At 64.4% G+C, this 16,608-nt stretch carries 13 protein-coding genes; 9 read left to right on the top strand and 4 right to left on the bottom strand.

Going from position 1 to position 16,608, the window contains the following annotated elements; translation table 11 throughout:
• The first annotated feature begins 2 nt into the window (after nt 1–2).
• Genes ABIC50_RS07795 through tssJ form a run of 6 tightly spaced genes read left to right on the top strand, consistent with a single transcriptional unit; the run spans nt 3 to nt 10,142 of the window.
• Complete coding sequence (locus ABIC50_RS07795) at nt 3–1,304, top strand: KPHS_23130 family T6SS system protein (RefSeq protein ID WP_354162819.1); 1,302 nt, start codon at nt 3–5, stop codon at nt 1,302–1,304.
• On the top strand, nt 1,282–5,073 hold the full coding sequence (locus tag ABIC50_RS07790; protein WP_354162816.1) for an ImcF-related family protein: 3,792 nt from the start codon (nt 1,282–1,284) through the stop codon (nt 5,071–5,073). The genes ABIC50_RS07795 and ABIC50_RS07790 overlap by 23 nt, the downstream gene beginning before the upstream one ends.
• Before the next feature lie 8 nt (nt 5,074–5,081).
• On the top strand, nt 5,082–6,665 hold the full coding sequence (tssA, locus tag ABIC50_RS07785) for a type VI secretion system protein TssA (RefSeq protein WP_354162814.1): 1,584 nt from the start codon (nt 5,082–5,084) through the stop codon (nt 6,663–6,665).
• Between the two features lie 9 nt (nt 6,666–6,674).
• Nucleotides 6,675–8,489: a type VI secretion system baseplate subunit TssF gene (tssF, locus tag ABIC50_RS07780; protein WP_354162811.1), complete on the top strand. Its 1,815-nt coding sequence runs from the start codon at nt 6,675–6,677 to the stop codon at nt 8,487–8,489.
• Nucleotides 8,486–9,610 carry a type VI secretion system baseplate subunit TssG gene (gene tssG, locus ABIC50_RS07775; protein WP_354163649.1) on the top strand — a complete coding sequence of 375 codons (1,125 nt, stop codon included), beginning with the start codon at nt 8,486–8,488 and terminating at the stop codon, nt 9,608–9,610. The genes tssF and tssG overlap by 4 nt, the downstream gene beginning before the upstream one ends.
• Before the next feature lie 13 nt (nt 9,611–9,623).
• A complete protein-coding gene (gene tssJ / locus ABIC50_RS07770) occupies nt 9,624–10,142 on the top strand; it encodes a type VI secretion system lipoprotein TssJ (RefSeq protein WP_354162808.1) in 519 nt (172 codons plus the stop codon).
• A 64-nt stretch (nt 10,143–10,206) separates the two neighbouring features.
• Here tssJ and catC read toward each other — a convergent pair whose 3' ends face one another.
• From catC to ABIC50_RS07755, 3 genes are read right to left on the bottom strand one after another with little or no spacing between them, the layout of a single operon-like run.
• On the bottom strand, nt 10,207–10,497 hold the full coding sequence (gene catC / locus ABIC50_RS07765) for a muconolactone Delta-isomerase (protein ID WP_354162806.1): 291 nt from the start codon (nt 10,495–10,497) through the stop codon (nt 10,207–10,209).
• A 43-nt stretch (nt 10,498–10,540) separates the two neighbouring features.
• On the bottom strand, nt 10,541–11,443 hold the full coding sequence (gene catA, locus ABIC50_RS07760; protein ID WP_354162804.1) for a catechol 1,2-dioxygenase: 903 nt from the start codon (nt 11,441–11,443) through the stop codon (nt 10,541–10,543).
• A gap of 36 nt (nt 11,444–11,479) precedes the next feature.
• Nucleotides 11,480–12,613 carry a muconate/chloromuconate family cycloisomerase gene (locus tag ABIC50_RS07755; protein ID WP_354162802.1) on the bottom strand — a complete coding sequence of 378 codons (1,134 nt, stop codon included), beginning with the start codon at nt 12,611–12,613 and terminating at the stop codon, nt 11,480–11,482.
• Nucleotides 12,614–12,704: 91 nt separating this feature from the next.
• Here ABIC50_RS07755 and ABIC50_RS07750 point away from each other — a divergent pair, with 91 nt between their 5' ends.
• Nucleotides 12,705–13,595, top strand: a complete 891-nt coding sequence (locus ABIC50_RS07750; protein WP_354162800.1) for a LysR family transcriptional regulator — start codon at nt 12,705–12,707, stop codon at nt 13,593–13,595.
• Nucleotides 13,596–13,655: 60 nt separating this feature from the next.
• Here ABIC50_RS07750 and andR read toward each other — a convergent pair whose 3' ends face one another.
• A complete protein-coding gene (gene andR, locus ABIC50_RS07745; protein ID WP_041491607.1) occupies nt 13,656–14,615 on the bottom strand; it encodes an anthranilate 1,2-dioxygenase regulatory protein AndR in 960 nt (319 codons plus the stop codon).
• Nucleotides 14,616–14,824: 209 nt separating this feature from the next.
• Here andR and andAc point away from each other — a divergent pair, with 209 nt between their 5' ends.
• Both andAc and andAd read left to right on the top strand, forming a co-directional pair.
• Nucleotides 14,825–16,114 (top strand): anthranilate 1,2-dioxygenase large subunit AndAc, encoded by a 1,290-nt coding sequence (gene andAc / locus ABIC50_RS07740; RefSeq protein WP_105830063.1) that lies wholly within the window; start codon nt 14,825–14,827, stop codon nt 16,112–16,114.
• Complete coding sequence (gene andAd, locus ABIC50_RS07735; RefSeq protein ID WP_011660415.1) at nt 16,111–16,599, top strand: anthranilate 1,2-dioxygenase small subunit AndAd; 489 nt, start codon at nt 16,111–16,113, stop codon at nt 16,597–16,599. Before andAc ends, andAd begins: the two co-directional genes overlap by 4 nt.
• Nucleotides 16,600–16,608: the final 9 nt, after the last annotated feature.

Genomic DNA, 16,608 nt, shown 5'->3' with positions numbered 1-16,608 from the left:
TAATGGCGCTGGATTTCTCGTCCCTTCCGCCGGAGAAGCCGGTTCCCGATAAATCACCGTCGCGGACTCTCTGGGCTGCGGTGTTCATCGCGCTGACGGCGGCAGGCGTAGTAGCCGTGCTGATGCTCTGGCCGGCGGATGAGCCGACTCACACGCCGTGGTTCTGGATCTGCATGTCCGTATACCCGACGGGTTTTGCCGCCTTCGTCGTGTCCCGGCGCTATCGGGCATACGAACTCGAACGCGCGAAAGTCCAGGCCTGGAACGATGCAAGCAGGAAGTACAACGCGCAGGCCTTTGCGCGAGAAAGCGTGCCGATGATTGTCCTGGCAGTGGCTGCACGCGTCACTGCCGACGATACGGAAAACGGTATCGACCCAATCGCCGATGGAACGATGACGTTGCATGCCAAAGCTTCCGATCAGGAAGCAAACGAATCGGTTTCGGCGAGATGGTTCGATCCGATCGAAGCGCGCCTCGCTGCAGACGATGCACAACGTCACGATGAGGTTCTCGAATGGCTGTACGAGCGGCTGCTGAACGACCTGAAGGAACCCTTGAACGCGCTTCCTGCGGATCTGCCGTTGCGCGTGTTGCTCGATATTTCCGGCTATGTCGGCGCGTCCGACGTGATCGAACCATGGCGGAAGGAATGGAGACGTCACAAGTTGCGCTTCGCGAAGATCGAGCGTGCGCCCGAATCGCTTGATTTGATGACGATCGATTCCTGGCTCGACGCTCGGAACGGGCCGTTGCATCAGCATGCGGTGTTACTCGTATCCGTTGCGCTCAGCAAAGTCATTGCCGAGCCGCCGCCATCCGATTCAGCCGAGGCCGCGGTCGGCTTGTTGCTGGTTTCAAAGGCGCTTGCGGCGCGCTTCGAATTGCAGCCGCTCGCTGCGTTCCATCGTCCCCGGCGAGCAGGCAATGACGACCCCGGCCATGCATTGACCTACGGACTCCGTTGGGGCGACACCTCGCCGGACGAAGTCGGGACGGTGTGGTTGAGCGGATTCGACAGCCGGGCGGCCGCTTCGCTACGCATGGCGTTAAGCGCGGGTCGACCGGAAGGCAAGAGCGACGAAGCGGTACCGGAGTTTGAACTCGATCGAATCGTCGGCAAGACGGGCGCCTCGGCAGCATGGCTTGCCGCGGCATGCGCGACGTACATGGCCGGTCAATCGACGAAACCGCAACTGGTCGCACACCGCGACGAAGACCACATGTTCATTGCTGTTGTGACGAACATGGATAACGCATCAACAACACACGCACTTCCGCATGAACCGGATATTCAAACTTGACCTGTTCGGGTCCCTTGTTCTTGTCGTCATTCCTGGGCTGATCGCCTGGAAGCGACCGCACTGGATCGGAATATCCGATACGGATCGAGGATTGGCGGTCGTGATTTTCTGCGCCATATTTATCGCACTCCTGTTGATCTTCAGCTTCAGTGATTCGTCGAGGCCGGCCAACGCGTGGCGTGCCGTGAAGAAATGGGTCAGTGATCACACTCGTCTCACGCCCGCATCGTCGGGAAGTGGTCCAGCAGCCGATGCCGCGACTCTCGCCGCATCGCTCATGCAGGCCCAGAAGGAGAGGCACGGCTGGCGATGGCGCTATCGCGATCGTTGGGTTCTTGTTGCCGGTGACTATCCGCTCGTGCGGCGTCTCGCGCCTGGATTGGCGGATACCGGCTACGCGCTTCTCGGCAATACGGTCGTGCTGTATGCGCGGCAAATCGACGACAAACTCGACACGGAATGGCTCGATCGGATTCGTCACCTGCGCCGTCGCCGTCCAGTCGACGCAATCGTGGCCATTACCCGTCACCGAAGTTCGAGCGATGCATCGTTTGACGTGGATACACTCGCTGCGCGGCTTGCTCGTCACGCACGCGCGTTGCGCTGGGCTGCACCCACCTATCTCCTGGACGTGACGGATTTCGGCAGCGCAGGCGTCACTTCGGACGAAGCGATGGGCTTCACATGGGCCGACGCGCGCTTGAGCGCGGCGGTGATTGACGAATCGCTGCGAAATCTCATCGGCAACCTCTCGGACGCCGGTGTCGTGCGCCTTGCCGTGAATACCGATGATCGCTACCCGGCTGAACTGGCGCAGCACGTTTCGAGGCTGCGCGCAGGATTATCCGACCTGCTGCGTCGTACCGCTGAATCCACCGTTTCGCGGCATCCGATTCACGGACTATTGTTTGCGCCTCTCTTTAAGGAGAGGGCGCCCCTGTCTCAGGATTTCGATTCGCCAGCCGACGATTCGAATGATCCTGCTGCGCCGCTCAATCCTCAACCCCGAACCATCTGGCAAACCATCGCCGACCACAGTCGCAAGGTTCAAGGTCGCCGCATTGGCTTTTCGCTGTCGACCACGGCGGCGTGGATGATGACGGCCCTGATCAGCTGCTGGTTGGTTGGCACGCTGCTGTCCGGCTTCGCGAACCGTGCAACGATCGGGACGGCCGCGAATACGGTTGCGAAGCTCGCGGGAGCCCTGAACTCGACGCAATCGCTGCAAACGTTGACCGATCTCGACCGTCAAATCGACACGCTCGAAATCCACCAACGTGCCGGTGCGCCTTTGACTTCCCGTTTCGCGCTGAACCGCGACCACGCGCTACTCGACGCCCTTTGGCCTTACTACGCCGATGCCGCGAACCGGATTCTCGTCGGCCCGATCCGCCAGAAGCTCGAAGCGAGGCTGCATCAGCTCGCGACCCTGTCCGACGCCGAAATCGCCAGCGGCGGCGACGCCCAGGTCCAAGCCGCGTACGATACGCTCAAGACCTACATGATGCTCGCCAAACCCGAGCGGGCGGCAGCCGCATTCCTGATACCGCAGCTCGTCGCCGCTGCCGCACCTGAACGCCCGGCCGATTCGCCGCTGTCGAAGGGCACGTGGGAGGACCTTCGTCAGCAAGCGATCGCATTCTTCGCGAAACACGTTGGGCGGGGTGCCGCGTCCAGTCACACCGCATTGGCGATTGTCCCCGACGGAAGCCTGATCGCTTCGACCCGTCAGACGATCATCGGCGTGCGCGGCATCCAGAACTCCGGCGACGCGATCTACCAGCAGATCATCGACGAAGCGACACCGAAATATCCGCCGCTGTCGCTCGCGACGCTGCTCGGTGACACAGCGTCGCAATCCTCTTCCGGCGGTGCGACGAGCCGGGGCCTGTTCGGCACGACCGCCACGGTACCGGGCGTATTCACGCGTGCAGCGTGGGAAGAGCGCATCTCGAAGGCAATCGACGAAGCCGGCGAGCAACGCGATGTGGCGAGCGACTGGGTACTCTCCGATACCAAGGTTGCCCATTCATCTCCGTCGACATTGAAGACCGAACTGCGTCAGCGCTATTTCGACGATTACGCGCGGGCATGGGCGCTATTCCTCAACAGTCTGCGTTGGCAACCCGCACCGACGCTATCAGCCACGGCCGACCAACTCACGCTACTGGGCGACCCGCAACGCTCGCCGCTCGTCGCGTTGATGAATGCGATCGTGTATCAGGCGGGAACGGGCGCCAATGCCCAATCGTTGTCCGACACGCTAATCAGCAAGGCCCAACAGCTCGTCGGCGCCGACGAGAAAGATCCGTCGAAGCAGGCCAAACCGCAGCTCGCACCGCTGGCCGCCGCATTCGGCCCGATCCTGCGCCTGACCGGCAGCGACCTCGCGTCGGGAATGCCGACGAACGGCAAGGTGGCCACCACGCAAATGGCAGCGACCGGCGACCTGAGCCTGGCACGCTATCTGGAGCGGATCACGGCGATGCGCCTGAAGACATCGCAGATCGTCTCCAGCCCGGATCCGGACGCGATCGCACGTCTGGCCGCGCAAGCCGTGCTGCAAGGCAAGACGTCCGATATCGCCGACAGCCGCGATTACGCGAGTCGTGTCGCCGCGAGCCTCGGTGAACAGTGGTCCGGGTTTGGCGCATTGTTCCGCGCGCCGTTCGATCAGTCGTGGCAGGTCATCGTGCAGCCGGCCGCATCGAGCCTGAACGAGATGTGGCGCACCGCGATCGTGGCCGACTGGAACAAGACCTTCGGCGGCCGCTATCCGTTCGCGGATTCCGACAACGATGCATCGCTGCCCGAGATGGCGCGCTTCATGCGCCCGGATAGCGGCGTGATAGCGCAATTCGTGACGTCGCAACTGGCCGGTGTCGTCGAACGGCAGGGGGACCGGTGGGTCGCCGCACAGGGAGCCGATTCCGGCGCATTGACGATCGATCCGGCATTCCTCAACGGTCTGAACAAGCTCACGCGCACGTCGACGGTCCTGTTTCCGTCGGGCGACGCGCGTGTGCGCTATGAACTGCGGGCCGAGCCGACGCCGGGCGTCACCGACATGAGATTCGTGCTGTCCGGCCGCGAACTGCATTACTTCAACCAGAAGCAGGAGTGGACGCCGTTCGAATGGCCGGGACAGTCGCTCGAGAACCTGTCGCATATCGAATGGCAAACGGAGCAGGGCGGCTTGCGTACCGCGCTCGATTCGCAGGGGCGTTTCGGCCTCGTTCGATTGCTGGAGCGCGCGAAGGTCACCCAGCAGGACAACGCCCGCTATCTGCTGACCTGGACGCCCGACACGAGTCAGGGCATTCCGCTCAAGGTGCAATTGCGCAGCGAAGCCGGCGGCGGCCCGCTCGACGTTCTCCAGTTGCGCAATTTCACGTTGCCGATCCGCGTTTTCGTGACGGGATCTCGGAGCGCAGGGCCCCGGGTGTCGACGATCGGGCCGCCGCCGTTGCCGGCGTCGGCGATCGCTGCCGCGAAGCATGCGGCTGTGCCGTTGCCGCCGGGGCTTCCGGGCGGGAGCCCCTTGCCGGACGACACCATGCGGGCGCCGACGGAGCAGGCCTCAGGTCAACGCACCGCGCTCGACCTTGCTCGGGCGAAAGCGCGAACTGCCGAGCCCGGCCCGGCGAAACAGACGAGCACGCCCAACGCTGCGATTTCGCCGTTGGCGACCACGTCGGGACTCTCCGATTCCTCCCCACGTCCGTTTGGGCACGCCCTCGGGCTGCCGGCTGACGTATTCGTTTTTTGACACCTGCCATGACGCTTGCCAATTTTGTGAAGACACTCGTCGGTGGTCCCCGCATCGATTCGCTCCGGAAGGCACGGACGGATACCTGGGCCGCATGGGTCGCGCCGATACCGGGCGATTCCGCATGCGGGCGCGACCCCGGCTACGAAGACGCGTTCTTCGAACTGAAGGATGAAGCCGGCAAGCTGTCGGGAATCGATGACGGCCTGATCGTCCGCGTGTGCGAACACCTGCTCAAGGAGACTGGCAAGGATTTGCGCGTCGCCGGCTACTACGCGTTCGCACGCCTGCGGCAGGACGGCCCGGCCGGATTCGCCGACGGGCTCGAACTGGCTGCCGCACTCGTCGACCGGTTTGGCGAAGCTCTTTTGCCTGCCCGTCACGAAGCGAAGAAGGCCGCGCTCGAAATGCTCGCGACTGCGCGCGTGATCGAGACGCTGGATAGTCGTGGCGACTTTGCGCCGGTCGATCTGGAACGCGCGTTGGCCGCGCTCGATGTGCTCGTGACGCATACGGCGGCGTGGCCCGATGCGGCTCGCCCGAATCTGCAGTCACTCGTTTCCCGCTTCGAGAAAAAGGAAGGGCCGGCACGCAGTGTCGATGCCGGTGTCGCGATGCCGCCTGTGACGGCCACGGGAAAGACTTCAGCCGGATCGATCGCGTCTACGCGCGATCTGCTCGAGCAGGCGCGAGCGATGTCGGCGTGGCTCAGGGATCAGGAAAACGGCTACTTGTCTTCAGCGCGCCTTGTGCGAAGCATTCGTTGGGACACGCTGCACGACGTGCCGCCGTCGGATGCCGCGTCGCATACACGTCTGGCGCCGCCGCGTGCCGAATTGCGCCAGCAGATGAAGCGTCTTGTCCTGCAGAAGCACTGGCACGAGTTGCTGGAGCGTGTCGAGGGCGCGTTCATGGAAAGCGTGAATCACCTGTGGTTCGACCTGCAGTATTTCCAGCACGTTGGGCTCGACCACGTCGGCACACCGTACAGCGCATGGCGTGAATTGCTGCGCACCGACTTCGCGCTGTTTCTCGAACGACTGCCCGGCATCGAACGCCTGGCATTCAGCGACGGCACACCGTTCGCCGATGACACGACGCTCGAATGGATCGCCCGGCATGCTGTCGTGCGCGATCTGGAAGCGGGCGAGACGGTTGCGCCGCTGCCCGTTTCCGCGGATAGCGCGGGCGATGCGGCGGGCGACTGGCCGGAGATCGAAACCCAGGCTCGCGAACTGGCTGCCCGTGACGGCATCGAAACGGCCTTTGCGTGGCTCGAAGCGCTGCCCGGGATGAGAACCGATCGACATCGCTATTTGCAGCGGCTCGTGATGGCCCGCCTGGCCGACCATGCCGGCCGTCACGATGCGGCGCTCGCACTCCTTGCAGAACTCGACGGAACGTCCCGTTCGCTGCCGTTGATGCGCTGGGAGCCGGCGCTGACGTTCGAGGTCAAGCAGCAACTGATCAAAGCACTGAAAGCGATGAGCAGCCGCAAGGACGCCGACAAGCAGGCGTTCGCACGCCGCATCGGCGAGCTGCATGCGGAACTCACGGTACTCGATCCCGCCCGCGCGTTGACCCTTTCGTAACGGATTCCCATGGACAACAACGATCCCATCCTGCGCTACTACGAAGCGGAAATGCGCTATTTGCGCGAATCCGGCAAGGAATTTGCGAAGGCGCATCCCGATCGCGCGCGCCTGCTCAACCTCGACCGCGTCGGCGATCGCGACCCGTATGTCGAACGCCTGTTCGAAGGCTTTGCGTTTCTGACGGGCCGGCTCCAGCAAAAACTCGACGACGAACTGCCCGAACTGACGGAAGGACTCGTCAGCTTGTTGTGGCCGCACTATTTGCGGATGATTCCATCGCTGTCGATCGTCGAGCTGACGCCGTTCGCGGAGAAACTGCAGAAAACGGTAGTCGTACCGGCCGGCGTGCCGGTGCGTTCCGCGCCGATCAGCGTGCCGTCCGCGGGCCGCGCGGAGGGCGCGGCACCGATGAGCGTGCGATGTCTGTACCGCACCACGCAGGATGTTGCGCTGCAGCCGGTCTCGCTCACGCATGCCGGTCCGGCCGTGCGACACGATGGCCGATCGGTGATCCGTTTCGGCTTCGCGTTGCAAGCGTCGGCGCTGCGCAAGGAGACGGATCTGTCGCGGCTGCGGCTGCATTTGAACGCTGATTTGCCGACTGCATTCGCGATGCATCTTGCGCTGACGCGTCAGGTCGACGCGATTCACTGGCGCGTCCCGGAAATACGCGATGGCGAATCCGTGCCGCTGCCGGGCGTCACGATCGAGCCGGCGGGATTTTCCACGGAAGAACGGCTGTGGCCCAAAGCCGATGCGGCATTCTCCGGATATCAGTTGCTGCTCGAATACTTCACGTTTCGCGAGAAATTCCTGTTCGTCGATCTGTGCGGACTTGACATCACGAAGCTGCCTGAAAAATCGACCCGCTTCGAACTGGAGATCGTTCTGAAGGATGCCTATCCGTCGGATCAGCGATTCAGCGCGGACAACGTGCGACTGTTCTGTTCGCCGGTGATCAACCTGTTCGAACTGGATGCCGAGCCGATCGAGATCGACCATCACGAAACCGAGTATCGCGTCGTGCCGGCCGGTCATCAGGGCGAGCATGTCGAAACGTATTCGGTCGATGCGATCGCGACGTTCGATCACGATACGGCCGAGCGATACGAATACGTGCCGTTCACGACCTTCCGGCATCGCGGCGGCATGCTGCGGCATGAGGCGCCGGAGCGCTATTTCCATACACGCGTGCGTTCCGGCGTATCGGGGCTGCACGAAATGTGGGTGATTCTCGGCGGTCATGCGTGGGAAACGATGGATACGCTGCCGGAGGAAAGCCTGTCGTTGCGCGTGACGGGCACGAACGGGCTGCTGCCGCGCAAGGGGCTGCGGGAGGCAAGTCTAGACGAGCTGGCGGCCAGCACGCCGAACGTCGCGAGCGTGCGCAATCTCGTGTCGCCGACGTTGCCGCTCCATCCGCCGACCGAAGATCGTTTCCAGTGGCGTGTGCTGTCGCATCTCGCCCCCAACTTCCTGTCGATGATGAACGCGGAGGTGTTGCGTGGCGCTTTGGCGCTGTACGACTGGACGAACGACGAACTGAACCGGCGGCGGCTCGCCGGCATCCTGCATGTGTCGCAGGAAATGATCGAGGAGGTGTCGGGCGGCGCGGTCGAGCGCGGCGTGCTGATCGAGGTCACGCTCGATGCGCATGCGTTCTCGGGCGAAGGCGACGTGATGCTGTTCGGCGAGTTGCTGCACCGGTTCTTCGGCGCCTACGCGGAGATCAATCTGTTCACGAAGCTGGCGATCGTCAGCCTGCCATCGCGGTCGCGGACGGAGTGGCCGCGCAGCAAGGCGGGGCGGGCACCGCTATGAGTGCATCGATCGATCGGATGAGCACTGAAGCCGCTGAATCGAAGGGCCTGTCGGCCCTGGTTGCGAGGCTGTTCGAGCGGGCGCCGAAGATGACTTTCATGCAGTTCTGTCGTCTTTTGGAGGCGTGTGCGCCTGAACGTCCCGGATTCGGCACACGCGACACGCCGGAGCACGAGCCGGTGCGATTCCGGCCGCGTCCTCGGTTGGGCTTTCCCGCAGGCGAGATGGCGGCGGTCGAATTCGACGATGAGCATCCCGCTGCACCGCCGACCGTACGCACGACCTTCATGGGGCTTTACGGCGTCGATGCGGCGATGCCGTCGCATACGATCGACGAGATCGTGCTGCGCGAAGAGGGGCATGAAGCGGTCGAGGCCTTTCTCGACCCGTTCAATCACCGCATCGCGACGCTGCTGTATCGCGCGTGGAAGAAGTATCGCTATCCGGAGCGTTTTCGGGCCGGTGGTGTCGACGATTATTCGCGGAGCCTGTTGTGTCTGCTGGGGTTCGGATGGGGCGACAAGCCTTTGCGGGCCGGCCTGCCGGATTCGCGGATGCTCGCATTGTCGGGGCTGCTGATTCAGCGCACGCGGACGTCCGAAGGGCTGGCCGGCGTGGTGGCGCTCGCCGCGCCGGGGGCGGAGGTTCGCGTCGATGAGTTCTGGGCGGTGACGACGAGTACCGGTCGGCCGAAGCCGTTGACGTCGACGAAGCCGGCTGCGGGCGGGCTGCCGGACGGCAAGCGCAATGGGCTCGGTGGCGGTTACGTGCTCGGCAGGCGTCTCACGTATCGCAGCCGGGCAGTGCGCGTGACATTGCGGCCAGCCGATGCGCGGCAGGCTCAGGATCTGCTGCCGGGCGCATGGCTGCATCGAGAGGTGATGGCATTCATCCAGCTGTATGTCGGCATCAAGGCCGATGTGTATTTGCGGATGGAGGTGTCGTCACGGTTCGTTCCGCATCCGTCCGTCGGGATCGAGCGTGCCGGCCCAGCGCCGCGTCTCGGCTGGACGACGGTGTTGCCGTCTGCCGACGAACGGCTGATCGATATTGCGCTGGGTGCCTACGAGGCATTGCCCGCGCCGCAACCCAACCCGCATCTCGTGCCGCGCACGATCTGATTCCGGAGTCTTCATGTTCTATCGAATGAGTGCGGCTACGGCTGCCGCCGTATTGCTTCTGTCGGGCTGTGGTGCGTGGCAGTCGGTATCGGATGCGTCGTCGAATGCCTATCGCGCAGTGTTTTTCAAGCAGGTGAAGGTGCTTGACGTCGATCTGACTGCACGCGCGGCGCTGAACCCGGACGACGCGGGGCGACCGACGTCGGTGGCCGTGCGCGTCTACCAGCTGAAGGATCGCAAGATGTTCGATGCGACGTCGTATGACGACCTGTTGAAGAACGATCGCACGGTGCTTGCCCAGGATCTGCAAGCGGATATGTCGGCTACCGTGAGCCCCGGGGCTTCTTCGAGCTTGTCGCAACCGATGCAACGGGAGACGAAGTATGTGGCGATCGTCGCGTTGTACCGCGTTCCGGGAAGCGCCGAAGATTGGAAAAGAGTCGTCGAGAAAAAGAGACTCGATCCGGACAAGCCGCTACGGATCGGATTGACGTCGAATCGGCTTGAGATGGCAGGCGACATCCCCAAGTAACCGCGGTCACTTCCGCTTCCCGCCCCATGCCGCCGGCCCCCCGGCGGCATGGGTCACGCAAAACTCACCGATCGTCGTCCCGAATGGACGAAGGATGCCGGCACAGCGCCCGCACTTCCATCTCCATATACGGAAACAACGGCAGCTGACTCAGCACGTCATGCAGCTGCTGCACGCTCTCGACATCGAAAATGCTGACGTTCGCATACTGCCCCGCGATCCGCCACAGATGCCGCCAGACTCCTTCGTTCATCAACCGCTGGCACATCGCCTTCTCTTCGGCCTTCAGCGTGGCCGCCTTGACCGGATCCATGTCCGCCGGCAGACAGACGGTCATTTCCACATGAAACAGCATTCTGTACTCCTTGCGTTATCGATGCGTCGAACCGGACGGCCGTTCAGGCTTGCGCCCGCGCCCGCTCGACTTCGCTCGCCGGCACGTCCTGCTTGTCCTTGAGCAGCGAAAAATCGAAGTCGATCAGCGCGAACTGCCCGTCGACGCCATACGGCTTGCCTTCCGCGCCCTCGGCCTGCTTGATCTTCGGGATCAGCCCTTCGCGGGTCGCGAACGCGAAGTCGTCCCAGATGTGCGGATCGCCTTCGATGTTGATCTGCGTCGTCAGCTTACGATATCCGTCCGCGGAAACGAAGAAGTGGATGTGCGCCGGACGATGGCCGTGGCGACCGAGCTGGTCGAGCAGCTGCTCGGTCTTGCTGCCCGGCGGGACGCTGTAGCCGACCGGCAGCACGCTGCGGAAGCTGTAGCGGCCATCGGCATCGGTGCGGATCGAGCGGCGCAGATTGAACGCCGGCTGCGATTGATCGAAGTACGAGTAGTTGCCGAGGTGGTTCGCGTGCCACACCTCGACGAGCGCGTTCGCGATCGGCGCGCCGTTCTGGCCGAGCACCCGGCCGCGCATGATCAGCGTCTGGCCCGGATCGGTGCCGTCGTCGAGGCGCGCATGGCCGACCGATTCCGGTGCGCCCGCGACATACAGCGGCCCCTCGATCGTGCGCGGCGTGCCGCCGTGGAAGCCGGCCTTCTCCTCGGCCTCGTCCATCCGCACGTCGAGGAAGCGCTCGAGGCCGAGGCCCGCAGCGATCAGCCCGAATTCACGGCCGGCTTCGTTCAGGTAGTTGAGCGCGGTCCAGAATTCGCTCGGCTGCACGTCGAAGTCCTCGATCGTGTAGCAGATGTCCTTCACGATCCGGTTGACGATCGCGCGCACGCGCGGGTTGCCGGGCTTTTCCGCGGCGTCGTCGAACGTCTTCAGCAGGGCGTCGATGGCTTGCTTATTCATCTGTGTCTCCGGTTTCGGTAGTCGTGTGGGGTGGGTTCAGCGGGCGTCGCGTCGCATCCGTTCGATGCGGGCCCAGTCGAAGGTGATGCCGAGGCCGGGCGTCGCCGGCAGGTGCAGCTTGAAATCCTGGTAGCGCAGCGGCTCGACGAGAATCTCCTCGGTGAGCAGCAGCGGGCCGAACAGCTCGGTGCCCCATTTCAGCGAGCCGAACGTGCTGAACAACTGCGCGGACGCCATCGTGCCGGCCGCGCCCTCGAGCATGGTGCCGCCGTACAGGTCGATGCCGGCCGCCGACGCGATCGATGCGACGCTCGCCGCGCCGAGCAGCCCGCCCGATTGCGCGATCTTCACCGCGAACACGTCGGCCGCGCGGTCCTGCGCGAGCGCGAACGCGTCGACAGGGCCGTGCAGCGCTTCGTCGGCCATGATCGGAATTCGCGCGAGCTGCGTGAGGCGTTTCAGCCCCGCGCGATTGGTCGCGGCGATGGGCTGCTCGACGAGGCTCACGCCGGCGTCCGCGAGTCGTGCGCCGGCCCGGATCGCGTCGGTTTCGCTCCATGCCTGGTTCACGTCGACGCGAACGTCGCCGCGCTCGCCGAGCGCGCGCTTGATCGCGATCACGTGCGCAACGTCGTCGTCGACCGCGTTCGACCCGATCTTCAGCTTGAACGCGCGATGGCGGCGCGCGTCGAGCATCGCCTCGGCTTCCGCGATGTCGCGCTGCGTGTCGCCGCTCGCGAGCGTCCATGCGACGTCCATCGCATCCATCGTGCGGCCGCCGAACAGTTCCGACAGCGGCACGCCGAGGCGGCGCGCCTGCGCGTCGAACAGCGCGGTTTCGATCGCGCACTTCGCGAACCGGTTGCCCTGGAACAGCTTGCGCGCACGCGCCATCGCGGCGCCGGGGCGCGTTGCGTCCATGCCTTGCAGCAGCGGCGCGAAGTAGGTGTCGATATTGACCTTGATGCTCTCGGGGCTCTCCTCGCCATACGCGAGACCGCCGATCGTTGTCGCCTCGCCGACGCCTTCGATACCGTCCGTGCATCGAACGCGGACCAGCACGAGGGTCTGGCAATTCATCGTCGCGACCGACAGTTTGTGGGGCCTGATCGTCGGCACGTCGACCAGCAGCGTGTCGATGCGTTCGATGGTGGCGGCAGTTGCTATCATGCGATTCCTCCTGTTGGTGCACATGGTAGGAATTCCCGCCCGGCGTCGTCCAACACTCTTTCCGACTACTTCCATACCTTTGAGGCATGAAATGGAATTGCGTCAGCTCCGGTACTTCATCGCGGTCGCGGAAGAAATGAACATCACGCGGGCGGCGGAGCGGCTGCACATGACGCAGCCGCCGCTGAGCCGCCAGCTTCAGGCGGTCGAGGACGAACTCGGGTTGCCGCTGTTCGAGCGCGGTGCGCGGCCGCTGAAACTGACCGACGCGGGACGCGTGTTCTACGCGCAGGCGAAGCGCGTCGTCGAGCAGGCCGACGAGCTCGGCCCGCTGACGCGGCGGCTCGCGCAGTTGTCGGAGCGGATCGTGATCGGCTTCGTGCCGTCGACGCTCTATGGCGCGCTGCCGGACGTGATCCGCGCGTTTCGCGAGGCGCAGCCCAACGTCGAGCTGTCGCTGATCGAAATGTTCACGCTCGAACAGCTCGGCGCGCTGAAGGGCGGGCGGATCGACGTCGGGTTCGGTCGTCTGCGCTTCGACGACGACCAGCTCGTGCGCGAGGCGCTGATCGAGGAAAAGCTGATCGCGGCGCTGCCGGTCGGGCATCCGCTCGCGGATCCGGAACGGCCGCTGACGCTGGCGGACATCGCGAACGAGACGCTGATCGTCTATCCGAGCACGCCGCGGCCGAGCTTCGCGGATCAGCAACTGTCCGCGCTGCGCGACGGCGCGCTGGTGCCGGCGGCCGTTCACGAGGTGCGCGAGCTGCAGACGGCGCTCGGGCTCGTCGCCGCGCAGGTGGGGGTGTCGCTGGTGCCGGAAAGCGTGGAGGGCGTGCGCGTGAAGGGTGTCGTCTACCGGCGGCTGCCGGAACCGACGGCGACGTCGCCGATCATCATGAGCCGCCGGCTGCATGGGGAAAGTGCCGCGACGAGCGCATTCTGTGCGATCGCGCGGGAGATGATCGTGCCGGTGGTGTAAGGGCGGTGCTGTTTGCGCGCCGACTGCAACTAACGGTCGGTTTCGGCGCCCCCGCACCCCCTACCGCTTGCCGTCGAGCGTCTCCGACGGCGATTCGCCGAACTTCTCCCGATACGCGAGCGCAAACCGCCCGAGGTGCGTGAATCCGCAATCGAGCGCGATATCGGCGATCCGTCGCTCGGACATCGACCCGCGCAGCAACTCCCGCGCATGGTCGAGCCGCGTCGCGCGCAGGTATTGCATCGGGCTCATCCCGCGGAACTGCAGGAAGGCGTCGCGCAGCGTCCGTTCCGGCACGTTGGCGGCCTGGACGATATCCGCGAGCTGCAGCGGCTGCGCATAGTGCGCGTTCACGAACTCTTGCGCGCGCCGCACGAAGCCCGGCGCCGGGTCGCGGTGCGACGCCCGCAGCACGGACGGCGGGTGGCCTTCGATCAGCAGGTCGATCAGCAGGTGCTCGAGCTGCGACGCCACGCGCGGATTGGCGTTCGCGCGTTCGAGCAGTTCGGGCGAGCGGGCGACGAGCATCAGCTGCTGGCGCCACGCGGCGAGCGCGGCGTCGCTGATGTGCAGCACGGGGTCGAGCGTCGCGCGCGGGTCGCCGGTGAGCGAGCCGACGGTCGCCGCGTCGATGCGCAGCACGAACTGCTCGCAGTCGGCGGACAGCACCGCATCGAAGCGCTCGCCGGGCGCGCACAGCACGCCGGTCTGCCCGTCGACGCCGAGCTGGCGTCCCATCGCGTGGACTTCCGCCTGCCCGGACAGGCAGAACATCAGCAGGTAATAGCCGTCGACGGCGTCGACCTGCACGCGCATCGCGTCGCCGAATGCGATGGTTCCGATCCCGAGCCCGCCGAGCCGCACGAAATCCATGTGCGACGCGCCTTGCACGCGGCCGCTCGGCAGCAGCGCGTGCGGCTGCATCACGCGTGAGATCCGCTCGCGCGTCTCGTCGAGATCGCGGGATTCGAACAGCCGGTGCGCGCGCAGCGCATACGGCTCGAACGACGTTGGGGACATGGGCATCGGCCTTGGTGTGGACGCGCGCTTCGATCCGACGAATGGGTCGCGATCGGGCGCGGGTCGCGTGTGTCGCCATGCTAGCGCAGAAATCCGCCGAAAGTGGATATTGCGCCGCCGCAATCGCACTTTCCGGATAGACGGCGAATATTAGCTTTTCAAAAATGGGCTCCATGCAATCAACGAAACGGAACCACAAGGAGTCCGACATGGAGCAGACAGAATCGCCCGTCGTGTTCGCCGCGCGTGACGACGCGTCCGATGTGCGTTTTCCGCACGACGACGGCTCGCGCGTGCCCTACAAGGTGTTCAGCTCACGCGCGGTCTACGATCGCGAGCAGGAACGCATCTTCCGCGGGCCGACCTGGAACTTCGTCGCGCTGGAAGCGGAAATCCCGAAGGCCGGCGACTTCAAGAGCACGTTCGTCGGCGACACGCCGGTCGTCGTCACGCGCACCGAGGACGGCTCGCTGTCCGCGTGGGTGAACCGCTGCGCGCACCGCGGCGCGCAGGTTTGCCGCAAGTCGCGCGGCAACGCGAGCTCGCACACGTGCGTGTACCACCAGTGGAGCTTCGACAACCAGGGCAACCTGCTCGGCGTGCCGTTCCGGCGCGGCCAGAAGGGGATGACCGGGATGCCGGCCGACTTCGACCCGAAGCAGCACGGGCTGCGCAAGCTGCGCGTCGACAGCTATCGCGGGCTCGTGTTCGCCACCTTCAGCGACGAAGTGATGCCGCTGCCGGATTATCTCGGCGAGCAGATGCGCCCGTGGATCGACCGGATCTTCCACAAGCCGATCGAGTATCTCGGCTGCACGAGACAGTATTCGAAGTCAAACTGGAAGCTGTACATGGAGAACGTGAAGGATCCGTATCACGCGAGCATGCTGCATCTGTTCCATACGACCTTCAACATCTTCCGCGTCGGGATGAAGGCGCGCTCGATTCCGGATGCGAATCACGGGCTGCACAGCATCATCACGGTGACGAAGACGGGCGACGACACGTCGGCCGCGTACAAGCAGCAGAACATCCGCTCGTTCGACGAGGGCTTCCATCTGGAAGACGAGTCGATCCTCGATCTCGTGTCCGAATACGACGAGGACTGCACGAACCATATCCAGCCGATCTTCCCGCAGCTCGTGATCCAGCAGATCCACAACACGCTGGTCGCGCGCCAGATCCTGCCGAAGGGGCCGGACAACTTCGAGCTGATCTTCCACTTCTTCGGGTACGCGGACGACACGCCCGAGCTGCGCGCGCTGCGCATCAAGCAGGCGAACCTGGTCGGGCCGGCCGGCTACATCTCGATGGAGGACACCGAGGCGACCGAGCTCGTGCAGCGCGGCACGGTGCGCGACGCCGATGCGACGTCGGTGATCGAGATGTCGCGCGGCAATCCGGACCAGCAGGACACGGTGATCACCGAAAGCCTGATCCGCAAGTTCTGGGTCGGCTACCAGAAGCTGATGGGCTATCGAAGCGGGAGCGCGGAATGATGGAAAACCTGACTGAAGACATGAAGACGTGGTTCGAGATTTACATGCTCCAGAACCGCTACATCGGCCACCTCGACAACGATCGGCTCGAACACTGGCCGGAAATGTTCACCGAGGATTGCACGTACGAGATCGTGCCGAAGGAGAACGCGGATCTCGGGCTGCCGGTCGGGATCGTTCACTGCACGAACCAGCGGATGCTGCGCGATCGCGTGGTGTCGCTGCGGCACGCAAACATCTATGAAGAGCACACGTACCGGCACATGACGTCGGGTCTCACGATCGTCGCGCAGCGCGACGGCGAGATCGACACCGAGAGCAACTACGTGGTCGTGCAGACGCGCAGCAACGGCGAATCGAACGTGTACCAGGCTGGCAAGTACTACGACACGGTCGTGCGCACGCCTGACGGGCTGCGCTACAAGACCAAGCGCGTGATCTACGACACGTCGCGCGTGCAGACGCTGCTCGCGACGCCGATCTGACAGCCAAGG

Source organism: Burkholderia sp. 567 (assembly GCF_040545115.1).
GTDB classification, from domain to species: domain Bacteria; phylum Pseudomonadota; class Gammaproteobacteria; order Burkholderiales; family Burkholderiaceae; genus Burkholderia; species Burkholderia ambifaria.
This window is presented reverse-complemented; position numbering and strand designations above follow the sequence as displayed.

Bases quoted from the DNA above. Each gene is read 5' to 3' on its own strand.
- ABIC50_RS07795 (WP_354162819.1), top strand. From the start codon at position 3: ATGGCGCTGGATTTCTCGTCCCTTCCGCCGGAGAAGCCGGTTCCCGAT.
- ABIC50_RS07790 (WP_354162816.1), top strand. From the start codon at position 1,282: ATGAACCGGATATTCAAACTTGACCTGTTCGGGTCCCTTGTTCTTGTC.
- tssA (WP_354162814.1), top strand. From the start codon at position 5,082: ATGACGCTTGCCAATTTTGTGAAGACACTCGTCGGTGGTCCCCGCATC.
- tssF (WP_354162811.1), top strand. From the start codon at position 6,675: ATGGACAACAACGATCCCATCCTGCGCTACTACGAAGCGGAAATGCGC.
- tssG (WP_354163649.1), top strand. From the start codon at position 8,486: ATGAGTGCATCGATCGATCGGATGAGCACTGAAGCCGCTGAATCGAAG.
- tssJ (WP_354162808.1), top strand. From the start codon at position 9,624: ATGTTCTATCGAATGAGTGCGGCTACGGCTGCCGCCGTATTGCTTCTG.
- catC (WP_354162806.1), bottom strand. From the start codon at position 10,497: ATGCTGTTTCATGTGGAAATGACCGTCTGTCTGCCGGCGGACATGGAT.
- catA (WP_354162804.1), bottom strand. From the start codon at position 11,443: ATGAATAAGCAAGCCATCGACGCCCTGCTGAAGACGTTCGACGACGCC.
- ABIC50_RS07755 (WP_354162802.1), bottom strand. From the start codon at position 12,613: ATGATAGCAACTGCCGCCACCATCGAACGCATCGACACGCTGCTGGTC.
- ABIC50_RS07750 (WP_354162800.1), top strand. From the start codon at position 12,705: ATGGAATTGCGTCAGCTCCGGTACTTCATCGCGGTCGCGGAAGAAATG.
- andR (WP_041491607.1), bottom strand. From the start codon at position 14,615: ATGTCCCCAACGTCGTTCGAGCCGTATGCGCTGCGCGCGCACCGGCTG.
- andAc (WP_105830063.1), top strand. From the start codon at position 14,825: ATGGAGCAGACAGAATCGCCCGTCGTGTTCGCCGCGCGTGACGACGCG.
- andAd (WP_011660415.1), top strand. From the start codon at position 16,111: ATGATGGAAAACCTGACTGAAGACATGAAGACGTGGTTCGAGATTTAC.